Here is a 20358-nt window from a genome sequence, read left to right on the forward strand (position 1 = left end):
GAGAAGGCCGACTACAACGGTTGACATTGTTCCCAGATATCCTTGAGAGGCTTCCACGAACACACAGGAGTCTCTCTATGGCCAAAGCACCGGCACACGCCTTTGCGTCCACCCTCAAGACCTTCAAGACCGCATCGGGCAAGTCCGGCAAGTACTGGTCCCTGAAAGAGCTGGCCAAGCAATACCCGACCATCGAACGCCTGCCGGTTTCCATCCGCATCGTGCTCGAGTCGGTGCTGCGCAATTGCGACGGCCAGAAGGTTTCGGCCAAGCACGTCGAGGAGCTGGCCCACTGGGCGCCCAACGCCGAGCGCGTCGACGAAATTCCATTCGTCGTCACCCGCGTGGTGCTGCAGGACTTCACCGGCGTGCCGCTGCTGGCCGACCTGGCCGCCATGCGCAGCGTGGCCGAAAAGCTGGGCAAGTCGCCCAAGACCATCGAGCCGCTGGTGCCCGTCGACCTGGTGGTCGACCACTCGGTGATGGTCGACTACTACGGCACGCCCAAGGCGCTCGACCTGAACATGAAGCTGGAGTTCCAGCGCAACAACGAGCGCTACCAGTTCATGAAGTGGGGCATGCAGGCCTTCGACACTTTCCGCGTGGTGCCCCCGGGCTTCGGCATCGTGCACCAGGTGAACCTCGAGTACTTTGCGCGCGGCGTGTACACCAGCCCGAACGACAAGGCCGACGTGCCCACCTACTACCCCGACTCGCTGGTGGGCACAGACAGCCACACCACCATGATCAACGGCGTGGGCGTGGTCGGCTGGGGCGTGGGCGGCATCGAGGCCGAGGCGGCCATGCTGGGCCAGCCCGTGTACATGCTGACGCCCGACGTGGTCGGCTTCGAGCTCACCGGCAAGCTGCGCGAAGGCGTCACGGCCACCGACCTGGTGCTGTACGTCACGGCCATCCTGCGCGCCGAGAAGGTGGTGGGCAAGTTCGTCGAGTTCTTCGGCCCGGGCGCCGCGTCCATCGCCGTGCCCGACCGCGCCACCATCGGCAACATGGCGCCCGAGTACGGCGCGACCATGGGCTTCTTCCCGGTCGACGACATGACGGTGGCCTACTTCGAAGGCACCGGCCGCACCAAGGAAGAGGTCGAGCGTTTCGCCGCTTACTACAAGGCGCAGGGCCTGTACGGCATGCCCGCGCCCGGCGACATCGACTACACCAAGATCGTGCGCCTCGACCTGGGCACCGTGTCGCCCAGCCTGGCCGGCCCGAAGCGCCCGCAGGACCGCATCGACCTGGGCCACCTGTCGACCAAGTTCTCGGAGCTCTACAGCAAGCCCAACGACGCCAACGGCTTCAACCAGCCGGCCGACAGGCTCAAGCTGCGCTACCCGCTGGTCACGGCCGCGCAGGGCAGCGACGACGAAGCCGCCGCGCCGCCCGCAGGCTCGCCGCGCGACGTGGTCGAGATGGTGGCCAACCGCTCGACCAAGGCCGCCGCGCACACCAGCGCCACGGCACCCACCGCGCCCAAGGGCGAAGTCACCATCGGCAACGGCGACGTGCTCATCGCGGCCATCACCTCGTGCACCAACACCTCCAACCCCAGCGTGATGCTGGCGGCCGGCCTGCTGGCCAAGAAGGCGGTGGAGGCGGGGCTCACGGTCAAGCCGCACATCAAGACCTCGCTGGCGCCGGGCTCGCGCATCGTCACCGAATACCTCGAGAAGGCCGGCCTGCTGCCCTACCTGGAAAAGCTGGGCTTCTACCTGGCCGGCTACGGCTGCACCACCTGCATCGGCAACGCCGGCGACCTGACGCCCGAGATCAACGAGGCCATCACCAAGAACGACCTGATCGGCGCGGCCGTGCTCTCGGGCAACCGCAACTTCGAGGCGCGCATCCACCCGAACCTGAAGGCCAACTTCCTGGCCTCGCCGCCGCTGGTGGTGGCCTTTGCCATTGCCGGCAACGTCATGACCGACCTGATGACCCAGCCCGTGGGCAAGGGCAAGGGCGGCAAGGACGTGTACCTGGGCGACATCTGGCCCACGCCGAAAGAGATTGACGACAACCTGCGCTACGCCATGAACGCCAAGTCGTTCCGCGCGAACTACGACAAGGTCAAGACCGACCCGGGCAAGTTCTGGAGCAGCATCAAGGGCACCAACGGCCAGGTCTACGACTGGCCGAAGTCGACCTACATCGCCGAGCCGCCGTTCTTCGAGGGCTTCAAGATGAAGCCGCACGCGGCCGACGCGGGCTTCAAGAGCGCGCGCATCATGGCGCTGTTCGGTGACTCGATCACCACCGACCACATCTCGCCGGCCGGCTCCATCAAGGAAAGCTCGCCCGCGGGCATCTGGCTGAAGGCGCACGGCGTGCCCAAGGCCGACTTCAACAGCTACGGCTCGCGCCGCGGCAACCATGACGTGATGATGCGCGGCACCTTCGCCAACGTGCGCATCAAGAACCTCATGATTCCGCCGGACGCCAACGGCACGCAGGAAGAGGGCGGCGTCACGCTGTTCCAGCCCGGCAACCAGAAGATGTTCATCTACGACGCCGCCATGAAGTACATGGAAGAGGGCACCCCCACGGTGGTGTTCGGCGGCGAGGAATACGGCACCGGCTCGTCGCGCGATTGGGCCGCCAAGGGCACGCAGCTGCTGGGCATCAAGGCCGTGGTGGCGCGCAGCTTCGAGCGCATCCACCGCGCCAACCTGGTGGGCATGGGCGTGCTGCCGCTGCAGTTCCGCGGCGCCGACTCGTGGCAGACGCTGGGCCTCACGGGCGACGAGAAGATCGACGTGGTCATCGGCAGCGAGCTGAAGCCGCAGATGGACGTGAAGCTGGTGGTGCACCGCCCCGACGGCACGCACCAGGAGGTAACGGTGCGCCTGCGCATCGACACGCCGATCGAGGTCGACTACTACAAGCACGGCGGCATCCTGCCGTTCGTGCTGCGGCAGTTGCTGGCGGCTTGACGCCGTCGATGCCTTGATCCGCGTCGGGCTCATCTCCGACACCCACGGCCTGCTGCGCCCGCAGGCCGTGGAAGCCCTGCGGGGCAGCGACTTCATCGTGCACGGCGGGGACATCGGCAACGCCGGCATCCTCGAAGCGCTGCGCGCGATGGCGCCGCTGACGGTGGTTCGCGGCAACAACGACCGCGAGCCCTGGGCCGACGGCATCGCCGAGACCGAATGCGTAGCGTTCGGCGGCATTGGCCTCTACGCCATCCACGATCTCTCGCAGCTCGACATCGATCCGGTCGCCGACGGCGTGCGCGTGGTGGTCTCGGGCCATTCGCACAAGCCGAAGGTGGAAGAGCGCGACGGCGTGCTCTACGTGAACCCGGGCAGCGCGGGGCCGCGGCGCTTCAGCCTGCCCATCGCGGTGGCCGAGCTGACGATCGACGGCGACGCCGTCAGCGCGCGCATCGTCGAACTCGCCGTGTAAGCGTTCAGCGCCCAGCGGTCCGGTCAGGGAGCAATCATTACCATTCGGTAAGTTAAAGCCCCTAGATGAGAATGTCTCTTATTTGATGGGTTATGCTCGTTCGCTCCTCCGAGGGGCCAACGCCAAGCGCTGCTGACCGTGCCGGCTCCGGGGGCTCCTCCTGCCCTGAATTGCGAAGCCGATGCTCATCCCCTTTCTCATCATGCTGCGCGAAGGCATCGAAGCCGCGCTGATCGTCGGCATCGTCGCCAGCTACCTCAAGCAAAGCGGACGCGGCGCGCTGATGCCCGCGGTGTGGGTCGGCGTGCTGCTGGCCACCGCGCTGTCGCTGTTCGCGGGGGCCGGCCTGCAACTGCTGGCGGCGGAGTTTCCGCAGAAGCAGCAGGAGCTGTTCGAAGGCGTGGTCGGGCTCATCGCCGTGGTCATGCTGACCTCGATGGTGTTCTGGATGCGCAAGGCCGCGCGCTCCATCAAGGGCGAGCTGCAGGCCTCCATCGACAAGGCGCTGACCCGGGGCGCGGACGGCCAGGGCTGGGCGCTCATCGGCATGGTGTTTCTCGCCGTGGCGCGCGAAGGGCTGGAGTCGGTGTTCTTCCTGCTGGCGGTGTTCCAGCAGAGCAGCGGCTGGGAGGCACCCGTGGGCGCGCTGGCCGGCATCGCGGTGTCGGTGGCGATCGGCTGGGGCCTGTACTCGGGCGGCGTGCGGCTCGACCTGCGCCGCTTCTTCCGCTACACGGGCCTGTTCATTCTCCTGGTGGCCGCGGGCCTGCTGGCCGGCGTGCTGCGCAAGCTGCATGAAGGCGGCGTGTGGAACCACCTGCAGACGGTGGTGTTCGACATGAGCGACACGCTGCCCATGGACAGCCCCGTGGGCGCCGTGCTCTCGGGCCTGCTGGGCTACCAGGCCGCGCCCGTGGTGGGCGAGGTGGTCGTGTACCTGGCCTTCCTGGCCGTGGCCCTGTTCTTCTTCCTGCGCTCGGCCTCCACGCCGTCGGCGCCACGCGCGGCCGCGGCCGGCTGAAAACCTTCGATGCCTTCCTCTCCTTCTCCTTCTTCTTCCCCGTCCCCCGACACCAAAGCCGCCTCGTCCACCCTGATGCGCGTGGCGGTGGCCGCGTCGGCGCTGCTGGTGGTCGCCGGGCTCGCGGCCTTCTGGTACGCCTCCAAAGAGGCCCAGAAGGCGCCGGCCAAGGCGGCCGACAATGCCGTGACCGTCACCATCCAGGGCAACGCCTGCGAGCCCAACGAGATCACCGTGCCCGCGGGGCGCACCACCTTCACCATCGTCAACAAGTCGAACCGCGCGCTGGAGTGGGAAATTCTCGACGGCGTCATGGTGGTGGAAGAGCGCGAGAACATCGCGCCGGGCTTCTCGCAGACCATGACGGTGAAGCTGCAGCCGGGTGAATTCGCCATCACCTGCGGCCTGCTGAGCAACCCGCGCGGCACGCTGCGCGTGACGCCCTCGGCCGCTTCCGACGCCGAGGCGGCGCGGCCGTCGCTGGTCAACTACGTGGGTGCGCTGGCCGAGTACCAGGTGTTCCTGCGCCTGGAGGCCGGCTCGCTCGACGACGCGGTGCACGCGCTGGCCGACGCCGTGAAGGCCGGCGACCTGCAGCAGGCTAGGGCGCTCTACGCCCCCGCGCACCAGGCCTACAAGCGCATCGAGCCGATGGCCGAGCTGTTCGCCGACCTGGACACCCGCATCAACGCGCGCGCCGACTACTTCGAGAAGCGCGAGGCCGACGCCGGCTTCACCGGCTTCCACCGCATCGAGTACGCGCTGTACAGCCAGAACGACGTGAAGTCGCTCGGGCCGGTGGTCGCGCAGCTCACGGCCGACATCGGCGTGCTCAAGGAGCGCCTGCGCGCGCTGAACATGCCGCCCGAGCGGCTGGCCGGTTCGGCCTCGAAGCTGCTGCGCCGCGTGGCCGACAACCTGCCCGCGGGCGGCGAAGACCACTACGGGCATGCCGAACTGGTGAACCTGCAGGGCACCTACGAAGGCACGAAGAAGATCGCGGAGCTGCTGCAGCCGCTGCTGGTGAAGGCCGCGCCGGCGCTGCAGCAGCGCGTGGACGAACGCTTCGCCGCCTTCGACGCCGCGCTGGCGCCGTACCGCGACAGCAAAGGCGACGGCGAGGGCTTCAAGCCGGCGCCGCTGGACGAAGCACAGCGCAAGGCGCTGGCCGAGCCGGTGCGCGCGCTGGCCGAAGCGCTGGGCCAGGTGAACGCCGCGCTCGGCCTGGAATGAGCCGAGCGCACAGCAACAGCGAGAACATCTCCATGGACAAGCCGAAGAACGACACCGCCGTCCCCGCCGAGGGGCAACCCGCATCCCCGCACCGCCGCCGCATGCTCGGCGCCGCGGGCGTGGCATTCGCCGGGCTCGCGGCCTCCGCGCATGCGGCCGCACCTTCGGGCGCGGCCAAGGCGCTCGACAGCGGCGCCCAGGTCACCGACGCCCCTGAGAGCACCCACACGCAAGACCGCGTGCCCTTCCGCGGCAAGCACCAGGCGGGCATCGTCACGCCGCGCCCGACGGCCGGCATGATCGCCTCGTTCTTCGTGCTGGCCGAGAACCGCGCCGACCTGGAGCGGCTTTTCAAGACGCTCACCGAGCGCATCGCCTTTCTCACGCAGGGCGGCCCGCAGACCGACCCCGACCCCAAGCTGCCGCCCGCGGGCTCCGGCATCCTCGGGCCGGTGGTGCGGCCCGACGGGCTCACGGTGACGGTGTCGGTCGGCACCTCGCTGTTCGACGAGCGCTTCGGCCTGGCCAAAAGGAAGCCGGTGCGCCTGAACCAGATGCAGCGCCACCCGAACGACGCGCTGGACGCCGCGCTGTGCCATGGCGACCTGTCGATCCAGTTCTGCGCGAACACGCCCGACACCAACATCCATGCGCTGCGCGACATCATCAAGAACACGCCCGACCTGCTGGTGCTGCACTGGAAGCAGGAAGGCACCGTGCCGCCGATTGCGGCGGTGCCCGGCAAGCCCTCGGAAAGCGCGCGCAACTTCCTCGGCTTCAGGGACGGCTCGGCCAACCCCGACTCGGCCGACAACACGCTCATGGACACCATCGTGTGGGTGCAGCCCGCCAGCGACGAGCCGGCCTGGGCCGTGGGCGGCAGCTACCAGGCGGTGCGCATCATCCGCAACTTCGTGGAGCGCTGGGACCGCACGCCGCTGCAGGAGCAGGAGGCCATCATGGGCCGGCTGAAGCCCACCGGCGCGCCCATGGACGGCGGCAAGACCGAGCACGACGTGCCCGACTACACGAAAGACCCCGAAGGCAAGCGCACGCCGATGGACGCGCACATCCGCCTGGCCAACCCGCGCACCCGGGCCTCCGACAAGAACCTGATGCTGCGCCGGCCCTTCAACTACTCCAACGGCGTCACCAAATCGGGCCAGCTGGAGATGGGGCTGTTGTTCATCTGCTACCAGGCCAACCTGGAGAACGGCTTCATCGCCGTGCAGACGCGCCTGGACGGCGAGCCGCTCGAGGAATACATCAAGCCCATCGGCGGCGGCTTCTTCTTCACGCTGCCGGGCGTGCAGGACGAGCGCGACTGGCTGGGGCGCAGCCTGATGGCCGGCTGATCGCGGCCTGAATCACGGCCTGAATCACGGCTTTGTCGCGGTCTGAATCCGCGTCGCCACACACAAGTTTTTTTCACCACCGCCAGAACCAGGAGTTCCATGACCGTGCAGTTCCGCCGCCACTTCCTCGCCACCTTCGTCGCAGGCTTCGCCGGGCTCTATGCCGTGGGCGCGCAGGCCGCCGTGTCGCCGCTCGAGCTGGTCGGCCCGATTTCCGACTACAAGATCTACGTCGCCGAGAACGTGCGCAAGCTGGCCGCGGACACGCGCACCTTCACCGCCGCGGTGAAGGCCGGCGACATCGAGAAGGCGAAGAAGCTGTACGCGCCCACGCGCACGAGCTACGAGCGCATCGAGCCGGTGGCCGAACTGTTCAACGACCTGGACAAGGCCATCGACTCACGCGCCGACGACCACGAGAAGGCCGAGAAGGACCCGGCCTTCGGCGGCTTCCACCGCATCGAGTACGGCCTGTGGACGCAAAAGAGCACCAAAGACCTGAACCCGGTGGCCGACAAGCTGCTGGCCGACGTGCTCGAGCTGCAGAAGCGCCTGGTCGCGCTGACCTTCCCGCCCGAGAAGGTGGTGGGCGGCGCCGCCGTGCTGATGGAAGAGGTGGCCGCCACCAAGATATCGGGCGAGGAAAACCGCTACAGCCACACCGACCTGTGGGACTTCCAGTCGAACTTCGAGGGCGCCTTCAAGATCGTGGAGCTGCTGCGCCCGCTGGTGGTGAAGGAAAACAAGGCCTTCTCGGACAAGACCGACGCCAACTTCAAGGTGGTGTTCGACACGCTGGCCAAGTACAAGACGGCCGACGGCGGCTTCGAAACCTATTCGAAACTCACCGAGCGCGACCGCAAGCTGCTGGCCGGGCGGGTGAACACGCTGGCCGAAGACCTGTCGAAACTGCGCGGCATGCTCGGGCTGAACTGATCGAAAACCCCGATTCGCCGGGGCTCGGACGCCTTTGAAGGGGTTTGGTCAGGCTTTCGCGAGTGAGAATTGCTAGCATCCGGGTATTGCTTACTGGCGCGCCCGATATTCCTGGCGCCCCCTCACCGTGCACACCAAAGACAACGGCGCAGCGCCGGCACCCGCCGTCCTGCACCTCGACCAGCTTCCGAACAACCAATGGGCCACCGTGCTCGACGTGGCCCGCCCCGAGAGCGCGGACGACCGCGAGCTCGTGCTGCGCCTGACCGAGATCGGCTTCGTGCCCGGCGAGGCGGTGCGCATCGTGGCCAGCGGGCTGCCGGGCCGCGAGCCGCTGGCGGTTCGCCTGGGCCACACCACCTTCGCATTGCGCCGCCACGAGGCCGCGCTGATCCATGTCGTGCCGGGAGCCGCCCACCATGGTTGAAGCCGTCATCCAGGGCCCGGGGCGCCTCGCCGCCACCGCGCAGCCGGGCCGCATCGCGTTGCTGGGCAACCCCAACTGCGGCAAGACCGCGCTGTTCAACCTGCTGACCGGCAGCCGCCAGAAGGTGGCCAACTACGCCGGCGTGACCGTCGAGCGCAAGGAAGGCACGCTGCGCACCGCCTCGGGCCGCCGCGTGTTCGTGCTCGACCTGCCGGGCGCCTACAGCCTGAACGCGCTGAGCGCCGACGAGGCCGTCACGCGCGACATCGTCACCGGCCAGAGCAAGGAAGCCTTGCCCGACCTGCTGGTGTGCGTCACCGACGCCACCAACCTGCGGCTGAACCTGCGCCTGGTGCTCGAGGCCAGGCGGCTCGGCCTGCCGATGGTGATGGCGCTGAACATGACCGACATGGCCAAGAAGCAGGGCATCGTGGTCGACACGGCCGTGCTCTCGCGCGAGCTCGGCCTGCCGGTCATCGAGACCGTCGGCGTGCACACGGGCGGCGCGCAGGGCCTGCTCGAAGCGCTGGACACGCCCGTGGCCGCCGCCGCGCCGCAGCCGTGGCAGGCGCCCGGACTCGACGACGTGCTGGCCACGCAGCGCGAGGTGCGCCGCATTCTGGGGCTGGCGGTGAAGGAGCCCGTGGGCAGCCTGGCCACCAGCGACCGCATCGACCGCGTGGTGCTGCACCCCGTGTGGGGCATGCTGGTGCTGGCCGTGACCATGTTCCTGATGTTCCAGGCCGTGTTCAGCTGGGCCAACGTGCCCATGGACGCCATCAAGGCCGGCACCGAGGCGCTGGGCGGGCTGCTGAAGACGGCCATGCCCGAGGGCATGCTGCAGAGCCTGCTGGTCGACGGCGTGATCGCGGGCGTGGGCGGCGTCATCGTCTTCCTGCCGCAGATCCTGATTCTTTTCCTCTTCATCCTGGCGCTGGAAGACTCGGGCTACCTGCCGCGCGCGGCCTTCCTGCTCGACCGCGTGATGGGCACCGTGGGGCTGTCGGGGCGCTCGTTCATTCCGCTGCTGTCGAGCTTTGCCTGCGCCATTCCGGGCGTGATGGCCACGCGCACCATCAGCAACTGGCGCGACCGCATCACGACCATCATGATCGCGCCGCTCATGACGTGTTCGGCGCGGCTGCCGGTGTATGCGCTGCTGATCGCGGCCTTCATTCCGGCGCGCACGGTGGGCGGCGTGTTCAACCTGCAGGGCGTGGTGCTGTTCGCGCTGTATGTGTTCGGCATCGTCTCGGCCATGGCCGTGGCCTGGGTGATGAAGCGCTTTCGCGACAACACCGCGCATTCGCCGCTCTTGATGGAGCTGCCGGCCTACCGCTGGCCCAATCCGCGCAATCTGGCGCTGGGCCTGTACGAGCGGGCGTGGATCTTCATCCAGCGCGTGGGCACCATCATCCTCACGCTGACCATCCTGCTGTGGTTTCTGTCGACCTTTCCGTCGCCGCCCGAAGGCGCGACCGGCCCCGCCATCCAGTACAGCCTGGCCGGCATGATCGGCCGCGGGCTGGAGCACATCTTCGCGCCCATCGGCTTCAACTGGCAGATCTCCATCGCGCTGGTGCCGGGCATGGCCGCGCGCGAGGTGGCGGTGGGCGCGCTGGGCACGGTGTATGCGCTGTCGTCCACCGGTGACGACGTGGCGGGCGCGCTGGAGCCGCTCATTGCGGGCAGCTGGTCGCTGGCCACCGCGCTGTCGCTGCTGGTCTGGTACGTGTTCGCGCCGCAGTGCATCTCGACGCTCGCCGCCGTCAAGCGCGAGACCGGTTCGTGGAAGTACGTGTGGATCATGGCGGGCTACCTGTTCGCGCTGGCCTACGCCGCCTGCTTCATCACCTACCGCGTTGCAGTGGCACTCGGAGCAGGTTAAAACCGAGCTCGACGCTGAAAGGTTTGAAGAAGAAATGGCACAGCAACTGATCGTCGGATTGATCGTCGCGGCGGCCGCGTTCTACGCGGTGTGGCGCTGGATGCCCGCGGGGTGGCGCCGCGGCGCCGCGCAGAAGCTCGCCGCCGGCACGCACCGCGCGGGCTGGGTCGACGAAGCGCGCGCGAAGGAGCTGGCCGCCTCGCTGGCCAAGACCTCGGGCTGCGGCTCGTGCGACACCTGCGGCAGCTGCGCGCCCAAGGCCCAGGCGCCGCTGAAGCAACCCGAAGCCGACCAGGCCATCCTTCACAAGCCCAGCACGCCCAGCACGCTGTCCTCCACGCACAGCCGCTGAGCCCGATGCCCGCGCACATCCTCGTCGCCGGCGGCGGCATCGGGGGGCTTGCCGCCGCGCTGGCGCTGTCCCGCCGAGGCCACCGCGCCGACGTGTTCGAGCAGGCCGCGGCCTTCGCGGAAATCGGCGCCGGCGTGCAGCTGGGCCCCAACGTCACGCGGCGTCTTCGACAGCTCGACCTGGACATGGGGCTCGCGGCCATTGCCGCGCGGCCCGATGCGCTGGTGGTGCACAGCGCCGAGAGCGGTGCCGAACTGGCCCGCATGCCGCTCGGCGACACCATGCAGCAGCGCTACGGCGCTCCCTACGTCTGCGTGCACCGCGCCGACCTGCACGGCCTGCTGCTCGACGCCGTGCGCGCGCGCGGCAACGGCACGCTGGTCACGGCAGCGCGCATACAGCAGGTGGAGACCAGTGACGACCTGGTCTGCCTGTCGAGCACCGACGCGCGCGCCTGGGAGGGCGAAGCCATCGTCGGGGCCGACGGCCTGTGGAGCATCGTGCGCCGCCAACTCGATACCCCGCTGGCCGACGAGCCGCCCCGCGTGACCGGCCACACGGCCTGGCGCGCCATGGCCGAGCAGGCCCACCTGCCTGCGGCCTTGCGCCGCACGCAGGTGCACGTGTGGCTGGGCCCGAGGCTGCATGCGGTGGCGTACCCGGTGCGCGGCGGCAACTGGCTCAACGTGGTGGTGATCGCTGAATCGGCTCCGGCAGGCGATGCGCGGGATGCGCGAGATTGGGATCAGTCAGGCAGCATCGCCGCGTTGAAGCAGGCCATGGGCCGCAGTTGCGCGGGCCTGCAGGCGCTGCTGGACGCGATGCCCGCCTGGCGCGCATGGTCGCTGGGCGACCGCGCGCCCATGACCTCCGCCGCAGACATGGCCCACGAGCGCGTGGCGCTGGTGGGCGACGCCGCGCACCCGATGGTCCCGTACCTGGCGCAGGGCGCAGGCATGGCGATAGAAGACGCGGTGGCGTTGGCCGATACCCTCGGCGACGGCAGCGCGGTCGATGTGCCCGCCGCCTTCGCGCGCTATGCCGAAGCACGCTGGCCGCGCAATGCGCAGGTGCAGGCGAGGGCGCGGCGCAACGGCGAGATCTTTCATGCGACGGGCGCTGTGCGCTTGGGGCGCGACATGGCGATGCGCGTGCTGGGCGCCAGGTTGCTCGACCAGCCCTGGCTTTACGGCGGTTGAGCTCCGGGCCTTGGAGCTTCTTCTTGGGTCGGTGAACAGCGCACTCGACGCGAACCGCAACGCCTCAGAGCCGAAACGCCTGCAGGTGCTCGATGCGCTCCGCGATGCCTTCCTGCCCGAGGTAGTGGCCGTAGGCACCGCCCTGCATCCGGGCCAGGGTGTCTTCCAGATCGAGCAACATCGCATCGCGCTCGTCGATGAACGCGGGCGGCACGTCGATGCCCGCCTTGGCGCAGGCTTCCGCGATCAGGTGCGCGCTCGCGGGCGCGCCGCAGGCCGCGCATTTCACGATGGCCGACACGTTGGGCTCCGCGCCGTTGTCTAGCAATGCCTGCGTGAGCTCGGGCGAGATCTGTCCGTCGATGTTGCGCAGCGCGTCGGCCGCCACGGGCGCGCCCGCGCGCACCAGCGCAGCGGCCGCGGCATAGGCGCCATGGCTCACCGCGACATCGGTGGCGAGCGCGCTGCCCTGCATCGGCCCGTCGAAGCCCACGCCCGCGGCGGCGAGCGATGCGACCAGCTCGGCGTCGTCCGCGCCCGTTGCGTGGAGCAGCGCCGCGCGCGCGAGCGACGGATGGTGGCGCAGCGTGCCTTCGGCCAGCGGCGTGCGCCAGTCGACCACTGCGCGGCTGTAGAAGGCCACCAGCTTGTCCATCAGGTCGAGGTCGAGCCCGTGGTCTTCGTGGCGGTCGTCGAGGTATTCGATCAGCGTCTGGCCCGAGAAATAGTCGCTCGTGGGCGCCAGCGGATCTTCGTCGAGGTGCAGGGCCGCGAACGCGCCGTGCAGGTCGGTGGCGACGGTGTTCACGCTGTCTTCGTGCAACGCGTGCGTCCAGGCCGGCGGCAGGCCCTTCTTCCAGGCCACGACCTGGCCTTGCTCGGCGCCGGGCTCCACCACGGCGTAGATGCGGTCGGTGTACTCGAAGCCGCCGATGGGCAGGTGCGTGAGCTTGCCGCTCCAGGGCGTGCCGCTTTCCTTCGCGGCTTCCTGTGCGGCTTCTTGCGCCAGTTCGAGCTCGTGCGCGATCCAGCCCTGCAGGTCGTGGTAGCCGTCGCTGCCGTTCCAGAACAGCTCGCTCCAGCTGATGGCCTCGAGGTTGCCGTTCATGTCGAGCGACAGGTCGTAGTCGAGCCGCCCGCCCGCCGTGGTTTGCCACAGCGTGCGCAGCGCCTCGGGGAGCGCGCCTGCGCACTGCGCCTGCACGGCGTCGATCTGCTGCTGCGGCATGGGCGGCTGCGCATCGAAGATCACGCGGTCCGCGAACAGCACGATGCCATGTTCGCGCAGGGTGGAGAGCTCGTCGGGAGTGAACCGGATGTCGTTCATGGCAGGGTCTCCGTTGTTTGCAAAACTGTAGCGTGTTGCGTCAACGGGGCAATCGGTGCCACCCCAGCTTCATGAGGGGGTTGGGGTTGCGCGCGGCCCCCACAGCCCCCTCAAAGATCCGTACGAATCTTCCAGATCTCAGGGAACAGCACCACGTCGAGCATCTTGCGCAGATAGCTCACCCCGCCGGTGCCACCGGTTCCGCGCTTGAAGCCGATCACGCGTTCGACCGTCGTCACATGGCGAAAGCGCCAGAGGCGGAAGGCGTCTTCCAGGTCGGTGAGCTTCTCTCCGAGCTGGTACAGGTCCCAGTGCGCATGCGGGTCGCGGTACACCGTGAGCCACGCGGCCTCCACGCCGTCGCTCGACTCATAGGGCTGGGTCCAGTCGCGCTCCAGGCGGTCGGCCGGCACCGGCACGCCGTGGCGTGCGAGCAAGCGCAGCGACTCGTCGTACAGCGACGGCGCGCGGTACGCCTCCTCGACCTGCGCGAGCAGGTCGGCGCGGTGCTGGTGCGGCTTGAGCATGGCGGCGTTCTTGTTGCCCAGCGCGAACTCGATGCAGCGGTACTGCGCGCTCTGGAAACCGCTGGAGCTCGCAAGGTAGGGGCGCATGGCCGTGTACTCGGGCGGCGTCATGGTCGACAGCACGGTCCATGCGCTCACGAGCTGTTCCATGATGCGGCTCACGCGCGCGAGCATCTTGAAGGCGTCGGCCAGTTTCTCTTCGGCGATGCACCGGGTGGCGGCGCGCAGCTCGTGCAGCATGAGCTTCATCCACAGCTCGCTGGTCTGGTGCTGCACGATGAACAGCAGCTCGTCGTGCGCGGGCGACAGCGGATGCTGCGCGCTGAGGATCTGGTCGAGGTGCAGGTAGTCGCCGTAGCTCATGGACTTGCTGAAGTCCAGCTGCGCCTTCTCTTCGTGGACGATGTGCCCGGGTGTCTTGTCGGTGGTCATGATGTTGGCTGGCGGGTCATCGCCAGACCACGGCGGTGTAGGAAGGCAGGCCCATGCCGGCGTCTTTCTTCGGGTACACGAAGCGCACGGCCTCGCTCTTGCGCTTGAACTGCTGGTAGGTCTCGCCGCCCGGGATGCGGCCTTTTTCTGCCGGCACATAGCCGGTGTCGCGCGCTTCCTTCACGAGCTTGTCGAAGGCGGCCTTGTCGGTGGTCGAGAGCTGCACGCTGTTCTCGTCGGCGCGGTTTTCCACGTAGGTGGACTTCATCAGGTTGGTGGTCTGGCCGTCGACGAATTTCTCGTACTCGAGCATGCTGATTTCCTCGGTCACGGTCTTGTCGCGGTACGAGAAGCCCTGGCGCTTGATTTCCTGGCGGAAGGCGTCGGGCGTGAGGGCCGCGAAGGCCTTCAGCTGCGGCAGGGTGAAGGTCGGCTGCTGCTGCGCGAACGCGAGCGCAGGCGCGCTCAGCAGCAGCAACGGGGCCAGGGCGGCGAACAGCCGGCGTGTGATGTGCGTCATGAAAAAGGGTGAAGAAAAGGGGAGCGCGCGGCTCAGGTGACTGCGTTCTTGCGGTTGAACTCTTCGCGCTTCCACTCGCCCGACTCGAGCACCTGCACCAGGTGCTCGACCGAGTTCCACACGTCCTCGAAGCCGATGTACAGCGGCGTGAAGCCGAAGCGCAGGATGTCGGGCATCTGCGAATCGCCGGCGCGGTAGTCGCCGATGACGCCGCGTGCAATCAGCGCCTGCACGATGGCGTAGGCGCCCGAGCCGCCTTGCGGATCGTCCGGGTTCTCGCGGCTCAGGCACACCTGCGAACCGCGCTGTGCGTGCTCGCGCGGCGTGACGAGCGACAGGCCTTGCCCGGCGCAGCGTTCTTCTACCAGCTGGATGAACAGGTCGGTCAGCGCGAGCGACTTGGTGCGCAGCGCGGCCATGGCGCCGTTCGTGCCGTTGAAGGCTTCGGCGGCCAGCACGGTGTCGAGCCCGCACTCCAGGCCGGCCAGCGCGATGATGGGTTGCGTGCCGCACAGGTAGCGGCCCACGCCCGGGGCAGGGCGGTAGTGCGGCGTGAACTCGAAGGGCGCGGCGTGGCCCCACCAGCCGGACAGCGGCTGCTCGAACTCGCCCGCGTGCCGGGTGTTGACCCAGGCGAAAGCCGGCGCGCCGGGGCCGCCGTTCAGGTACTTGTAGCCGCAGCCGATGGCGTAGTCGGCATTGCTGTCGTTCAAGGCAACCGGCACGGCGCCGGCGCTGTGCGCCAGGTCCCACACCGTGAGCGCGCCCACCGCGTGCGCCGCGGCGGTGATGGCCTTCATGTCGTGCATGGCGCCGGTGCGGTAGTTGACGTGCGTCAGCATGAGCACGGCGACTTCATCGGTCAGCACCGAACCCGGGCCTTGCAGCTCGGCCGCGTCGATCAGCTTGAGCGTGAAGCCGCGCTCGCGGCACAGCGACTCGGCGATGTAGAGGTCGGTCGGGAAGTTGCTGCGCTCGCTCACCACCAGCTTGCGGCCGCTGTCCTTCTGTTGCGACAGCGCCGCGAACAGCACCTTGTAGAGATTGACCGAGGTGCTGTCGGTGCACACCACTTCGCCGGGCGCGGCGCCGATCACGCGGGCCACCTTGTCGCCCAGGCGCTGCGGCAGGTCGAACCAGCTGGCGGTGTTCCACGAGCGGATCAGGCCTTCGCCCCATTCCTTGGTGACGACTTCGGCGATGCGCGCGGGCGCGGCCTTGGGCATCACGCCGAGCGAGTTGCCGTCGAGGTAGAGCACGCCCTCGGGCACGGTGAATTGGTCGCGCAGGGCGCGCAGCGGGTCTTGCGCGTCGAGTGCGCGGCAGTCTGCAAGTGTCGTCATAGGGCAGGTTTCAGCGATGGAGTTCGCAGCACGGCGCGAACGGGGGAGGCATCGGCGCTGACCAGCTTCAGCGGCAGCGCGATGAGTTCGTAGTCGCCCTCGGGCACGTCGTCGAGCACGAGGTTCTCGAGCACGCGCAGGTCGAGGCGGCGAATGCGTTGGTGGCTTTCCAGCGTCTTGCTGTCGGCCGGGTCGATGCTGGCGGTGTCGATGCCGATGAGCTTCACGCCCATGGCCGCGAGGCGCTCGACCGTTTGCGGCGCGTAGGCCGCCAGCTGCGGGTCCCAGCGGTCGATCGGCATGGTGGCGTAGGTGCGCACCAGCACGCGCGGCGGCAGCCGGCTGTCGACGGCGTGGGCAATGTGCTCCCACTCGATGAGCGGGCCCTTGTCGATCGCATGGATCACGCGGCAGGGGCCGAGGAAGGGCGCGAGATCGACATGGCCGATGGCCTGGCCTTCGGGGTCGTAGTGCAGCGGCGCGTCGGCGTGCGCGCCGACGTGGGGCGACAGCCTGATCTCGCTGACGTTCACCGGGCAGCCCGGCGAAATGGTCGCGGCCCAGCGCTGCTGGTAGGGCGTGTCGCCAGGAAACACCGGCGTGCCTTCATGCACGGGCGGCGAAATGTCCCAGATGCGTTGCGGGTGTGAGGAAGCCATGGCGCGAAGTTAGCGCCGGCCGAGGGGTCGTGGTGTCGGTTATTTCCAACACAGCACGTGACGAGTTGATCGGGTCAGTGCAGCGGGGACGGCAGGGACACCGAGGACAGCGGAGGTAGCCCGTGGCGCGCGCGGGCGCGTTCGCAGGCGTCGCTGCCGGACTGCAGCTCGTGGCAGGGGTTGGGGCGCCATTCGTAGATGCCGCAGCCCACGGACTGGCCGATCTTGCCGGTGAGGGCGGCGCAGCGCATGGGCGTGTGGTCGGTGCCGCGCATGCGGCAGATGGCGTCGTTCACCTCGACGGCCAGGCCCGACGGCACCTTGCCGCCGTTGTCGTCGAGCTCGTGCACGCTGAAGTCGACGCGGTAGCTGGCGCAGCAGGCGCCGCATTGCTGGCAATCGGACATGCGGCGGCTGGCTGTGCTGCTGTTCGTGACGCTCGGTGTGACGCTCAGAGCCTGCCGAGCAGCAGGAACTCCATCAGCGCCTTTTGGGCGTGCAGCCGGTTTTCGGCCTCGTCCCACACCACCGACTGCGGGCCGTCGATGACCTCGGCCTGCACTTCTTCGCCGCGGTGGGCGGGCAGGCAGTGCATGAAGAGGGCGTCGGGCTGGGCCGCGCGCATCATGTCCTCGTCGACGCACCAGTCGGCGAAGGCCTTGCGGCGGGCCTCGTTCTCGGCCTCGTAGCCCATGCTGGTCCAGACGTCGGTGGTGACCAGGTCGGCGCCGCGGCAGGCTTCCATCGGGTCCTTGAAGACCTTGTAGCTGTCGCCCGAGCGGATGCCGGCGATCGACTGGTCGACCTCGTAGCCGCTGGGCGTGCTCACGTGCACCGTAAAGCCCAGGATCTCGGCCGCCTGCAGCCATGTGTTGGCCATGTTGTTGCCGTCGCCCACCCACGCCACGGTCTTGCCCTGGATGGAACCGCGGTGCTCGATGTACGTGAAGATGTCGGCCAATATCTGGCAGGGGTGGAACTCGTTGGTCAGGCCGTTGATGACGGGCACGCGCGAGTGCGCGGCGAAGGTGTCGATCTTGGTCTGCTCATAGGTGCGGATCATCACCAGGTCGACCATGCGGCTGATGACCTTGGCGCTGTCCTCGATGGGTTCGGCACGCCCGAGCTGGCTGTCGCCCGTGGTCAGGTGCACCACGCTGCCGCCGAGCTGGTACATGCCGGCCTCGAAGCTCACGCGGGTGCGCGTGCTGGCCTTCTCGAAGATCATGGCCATCGTGCGGTCGGTCAGCGGCTGGTGCTTCTCGTAGGTCTTGAACTTCTTCTTGATGACCGCCATGCGGTCGAACAAATAGACGTACTCGTCGGCCGTGAGGTCCGAGAACTGCAGGTAGTGCCGGATGGCATGCGGCGACGTGGTGGTGGCGGTAGTCGAGGCGGTCGTCATTGGGCGGCAGGCTCCGACAGGAAGTTTTTGACGATGGGCGCCAGGATGGCGACGATTTCGTCGGCCTCGGCAATGCTCAGGATGAGCGGAGGCACCAGGCGAATGACCTTGTCGGCCGTCACGCTCAGCAGCAGGCCGGCGTCGCAGGCGCGGTTCAGGATCGCGCCACAGGGGCGGTCGAGCTCGATGCCCAGCATCAGGCCCTGGCCGCGGATGTCGCTCACGCCCGGCAGCTCGCCGATCTCGCGCTCCAGCGCGGCCTTCAGGTGGGCGCCGACGGTGGCGGCGTTCTCGAGCAGCTTGTGCTCTTCCATGATGCGGATGGTTTCCACACCGGCGCGCATGGCCAGCGGGTTGCCGCCGAAGGTGGTGCCGTGGTTGCCCGGCCCGAAGATGTTGGCGGCCTTGGGGCCGGCCACCACGGCGCCGATGGGCACGCCCGAGCCCAGGCCCTTGGCGAGCGGCATCACGTCGGGCTTGATGCCCGCCCATTGGTGGGCGAACCACTTGCCGGTGCGGCCCATGCCGCACTGCACTTCGTCGATCATCATGAGCCAGTCGCGCTCGTCGCACAGGGCGCGCACCTGCTTGAGGTATTCAACGCGCATCGGGTGGATGCCGCCTTCGCCCTGGATGGTCTCGAAGAACACGGCGACCACGTTGGGGTTGCCTTCGGTGGCTTTCTTCAGCGCTTCGATGTCGTTCAGCGGCACGCGGATGAAGCCCTCGACCAGCGGGCCGAAGCCGGCCTGCACCTTGGGGTTGCCGGTGGCCGACAGGGTGGCGATGCTGCGGCCGTGGAAGGCGGCTTCGTACACGACGATCTCGGGGCGCTCGATGCCCTTGTCGTGGCCGAACTTGCGCGCCAGCTTCAGGGCGGCTTCGTTGGCTTCGAGGCCGGTGGAGCAGAAGAAGGCGTTGGTGAGGCCGGACAGCTCGGTCAGCTTGGCGGCCAGTTGCTCCTGGCCGGGCACGTGGTAGTAGTTGGAGCTGTGGATCAGCTTGGTCAGTTGGTCGTGCAGGGCGGGCACCAGCTCGGGGTGGTTGTGGCCCAGCGTGTTCACGGCAATGCCGCCGAGGCCGTCGATGTAGGCCTTGCCCGTGGTGTCCCACACTCGGCAGCCCTGGCCGTGCGACAGCGCGATCGGCAGGCGACCGTAGGTGTTCATGACGTGGGGCGAGGTGGGCTGGGCAGTGGCGCTCATTCGGTATCTCCAGTAAGGGAGCACGAATTCTAGGCGCGCGATTTGACGGCTTCGTTGAGGATTGCGCATCACAGCAATGCCCGATGTTCAGGATGCAAAAAGTGGCGCGGATACAATCGCTTGCTGCACCGCAGCACCTGTTCCGGTCGCCTCAATCAACGATGATTTCCCCCACAGCCAAAGAAATCTTCATCCAGGGCATCACCCGCGATGGCCGGACCTTTCGCCCGAGCGATTGGGCCGAGCGCCTTGCCGGCGTCATGAGCTCCTTTCGCCCCGGTGGCGCCTTTCCGGGCAGCTACCTGAGCTATTCCCCCTGGTGCGTGCCCACGTCCATCAACGGCGTGAAGTGCGTGATCGTCAACCGCGACCTGCGCGACGCCGAGCCCATGGCCTGGGACTTCTGCGTGAACTTCGCCAAGGACAACGACCTGCAGGTGTCCGAGGTGTCGCCGGCGCCGCCCGCACCCGCCATGCCCAAGGCCGCGCAAACGCCGGTGGCCGCCACGGTGCGATCAGACCCGGTTGCCCCCGTGATCCCGGTCGAGCCGCCCAAGCCCTGAAAACCGAGCGCCCATGAAAAAACCGCCCGAAGGCGGTTTTTTACACTTTGCTGCAGCGCACCCCGATCAAACGGCGGACCGGAGAATTCCGGTCCGGGCTTGCCTGACAGGTGTCAGGCGGCTGCCTTTTCAGGCGCGAGGGCGAGGGCCTTGACCTTGGCCGACAGGCGGCTCTTGTCGCGGGCTGCCTTGTTCTTGTGGAAGATGCCCTTGTCGGCGACGGTGTCGACGATGCTCTGGGCCTTCGCGAACAGTTCGCTTGCCTTGGTCTTGTCGCCAGCCAGAACAGCCTTTTCGACGTTCTTGACAGCGGTACGGTATTTGGAGCGCAGCGAGGTGTTCGCAGCGTTGAGCTTGGTGTCCTGGCGGACGCGCTTACGGCCGGAGGCGAGGCGCGGGTTCTTTTTCTTGGGCTTGGCGGATGCCATGATTTATTCCTTAGGTGTCTGAGGATGATGCAGCAAAGCCTTCCATTATAGGCCGGGTTGGCGGTTTTGCCCAATCCGGCGGCGAATCGGGCCGTTTCGGGGCCGTCTCCCCTGGCGT

At 68.0% G+C, this 20358-nt stretch carries 20 protein-coding genes; 11 read left to right on the forward strand and 9 right to left on the reverse strand.

The genetic code is table 11. The features are described 5' to 3' along the window. The first annotated feature begins 77 nt into the window (after window positions 1-77). From AB6807_RS00190 to AB6807_RS00235, 10 genes are all read left to right on the forward strand, one after another. Window positions 78-2945 carry an aconitate hydratase gene (locus AB6807_RS00190; protein WP_116908226.1) on the forward strand — a complete coding sequence of 956 codons (2868 nt, stop codon included), beginning with the start codon at window positions 78-80 and terminating at the stop codon, window positions 2943-2945. Between the two features lie 13 nt (window positions 2946-2958). Beyond that, on the forward strand, window positions 2959-3420 hold the full coding sequence (locus AB6807_RS00195; RefSeq protein WP_371083077.1) for a metallophosphoesterase family protein: 462 nt from the start codon (window positions 2959-2961) through the stop codon (window positions 3418-3420). Window positions 3421-3601: 181 nt separating this feature from the next. Next, window positions 3602-4441 carry an iron uptake transporter permease EfeU gene (gene efeU, locus AB6807_RS00200; RefSeq protein ID WP_371083078.1) on the forward strand — a complete coding sequence of 280 codons (840 nt, stop codon included), beginning with the start codon at window positions 3602-3604 and terminating at the stop codon, window positions 4439-4441. Window positions 4442-4450: 9 nt separating this feature from the next. Continuing rightward, window positions 4451-5674 carry an iron uptake system protein EfeO gene (gene efeO / locus AB6807_RS00205; protein ID WP_371083079.1) on the forward strand — a complete coding sequence of 408 codons (1224 nt, stop codon included), beginning with the start codon at window positions 4451-4453 and terminating at the stop codon, window positions 5672-5674. 32 nt (window positions 5675-5706) lie between these two features. Next, the gene (gene efeB / locus AB6807_RS00210; RefSeq protein ID WP_371083080.1) at window positions 5707-7029 is read left to right on the forward strand and encodes an iron uptake transporter deferrochelatase/peroxidase subunit; all 1323 of its coding nucleotides are present in this window, start codon (window positions 5707-5709) and stop codon (window positions 7027-7029) included. A 99-nt stretch (window positions 7030-7128) separates the two neighbouring features. Then, window positions 7129-7965, forward strand: a complete 837-nt coding sequence (gene efeO / locus AB6807_RS00215; protein WP_116908222.1) for an iron uptake system protein EfeO — start codon at window positions 7129-7131, stop codon at window positions 7963-7965. A 127-nt stretch (window positions 7966-8092) separates the two neighbouring features. After that, window positions 8093-8392: a FeoA family protein gene (locus tag AB6807_RS00220; RefSeq protein WP_116908221.1), complete on the forward strand. Its 300-nt coding sequence runs from the start codon at window positions 8093-8095 to the stop codon at window positions 8390-8392. Further along, the gene (locus AB6807_RS00225; RefSeq protein WP_116908220.1) at window positions 8385-10280 is read left to right on the forward strand and encodes a ferrous iron transporter B; all 1896 of its coding nucleotides are present in this window, start codon (window positions 8385-8387) and stop codon (window positions 10278-10280) included. Before AB6807_RS00220 ends, AB6807_RS00225 begins: the two co-directional genes overlap by 8 nt. A 34-nt stretch (window positions 10281-10314) precedes the next feature. Then, on the forward strand, window positions 10315-10632 hold the full coding sequence (locus AB6807_RS00230; protein ID WP_371083081.1) for a DUF6587 family protein: 318 nt from the start codon (window positions 10315-10317) through the stop codon (window positions 10630-10632). A gap of 5 nt (window positions 10633-10637) precedes the next feature. Further along, entirely contained in the window at window positions 10638-11831 is a 1194-nt protein-coding gene (locus AB6807_RS00235; protein ID WP_371083082.1) for an FAD-dependent monooxygenase, read from the forward strand. Window positions 11832-11895: 64 nt separating this feature from the next. On the opposite strand, the gene AB6807_RS00240 is transcribed toward AB6807_RS00235, so the two are convergent. The 8 genes from AB6807_RS00240 to AB6807_RS00275 form a co-directional block, all read right to left on the reverse strand. After that, a complete protein-coding gene (locus tag AB6807_RS00240; RefSeq protein WP_371083083.1) occupies window positions 11896-13158 on the reverse strand; it encodes an SMI1/KNR4 family protein in 1263 nt (420 codons plus the stop codon). A gap of 110 nt (window positions 13159-13268) precedes the next feature. Beyond that, entirely contained in the window at window positions 13269-14117 is an 849-nt protein-coding gene (gene kynA / locus AB6807_RS00245) for a tryptophan 2,3-dioxygenase (RefSeq protein ID WP_371083084.1), read from the reverse strand. Window positions 14118-14133: 16 nt separating this feature from the next. Continuing rightward, complete coding sequence (locus AB6807_RS00250; RefSeq protein ID WP_371083085.1) at window positions 14134-14637, reverse strand: hypothetical protein; 504 nt, start codon at window positions 14635-14637, stop codon at window positions 14134-14136. 32 nt (window positions 14638-14669) lie between these two features. Continuing rightward, entirely contained in the window at window positions 14670-15980 is a 1311-nt protein-coding gene (gene kynU, locus AB6807_RS00255; protein WP_371083086.1) for a kynureninase, read from the reverse strand. Continuing rightward, window positions 15977-16639: an arylformamidase gene (gene kynB / locus AB6807_RS00260; RefSeq protein ID WP_371083087.1), complete on the reverse strand. Its 663-nt coding sequence runs from the start codon at window positions 16637-16639 to the stop codon at window positions 15977-15979. Before kynB ends, kynU begins: the two co-directional genes overlap by 4 nt. A 74-nt stretch (window positions 16640-16713) precedes the next feature. Further along, on the reverse strand, window positions 16714-17046 hold the full coding sequence (locus AB6807_RS00265; RefSeq protein ID WP_371083088.1) for a YkgJ family cysteine cluster protein: 333 nt from the start codon (window positions 17044-17046) through the stop codon (window positions 16714-16716). Between the two features lie 44 nt (window positions 17047-17090). After that, window positions 17091-18044 carry an ornithine carbamoyltransferase gene (gene argF / locus AB6807_RS00270; protein ID WP_371083089.1) on the reverse strand — a complete coding sequence of 318 codons (954 nt, stop codon included), beginning with the start codon at window positions 18042-18044 and terminating at the stop codon, window positions 17091-17093. Then, window positions 18041-19249: an aspartate aminotransferase family protein gene (locus AB6807_RS00275; RefSeq protein WP_116908210.1), complete on the reverse strand. Its 1209-nt coding sequence runs from the start codon at window positions 19247-19249 to the stop codon at window positions 18041-18043. Before AB6807_RS00275 ends, argF begins: the two co-directional genes overlap by 4 nt. A gap of 161 nt (window positions 19250-19410) precedes the next feature. Here AB6807_RS00275 and AB6807_RS00280 point away from each other — a divergent pair, with 161 nt between their 5' ends. After that, window positions 19411-19812, forward strand: coding sequence for a DUF3579 domain-containing protein (locus tag AB6807_RS00280; protein WP_116908209.1), 402 nt, complete (start codon window positions 19411-19413; stop codon window positions 19810-19812). A gap of 113 nt (window positions 19813-19925) precedes the next feature. Here the strand turns inward: AB6807_RS00280 and rpsT are convergent, their stop codons facing one another. Continuing rightward, window positions 19926-20240 (reverse strand): 30S ribosomal protein S20, encoded by a 315-nt coding sequence (gene rpsT / locus AB6807_RS00285; RefSeq protein ID WP_007831346.1) that lies wholly within the window; start codon window positions 20238-20240, stop codon window positions 19926-19928. Window positions 20241-20358 lie beyond the last annotated feature (118 nt).

Origin of the sequence: Variovorax sp. RCC_210, from assembly GCF_041355175.1 — a bacterium.
GTDB lineage: Bacteria > Pseudomonadota > Gammaproteobacteria > Burkholderiales > Burkholderiaceae_C > Variovorax.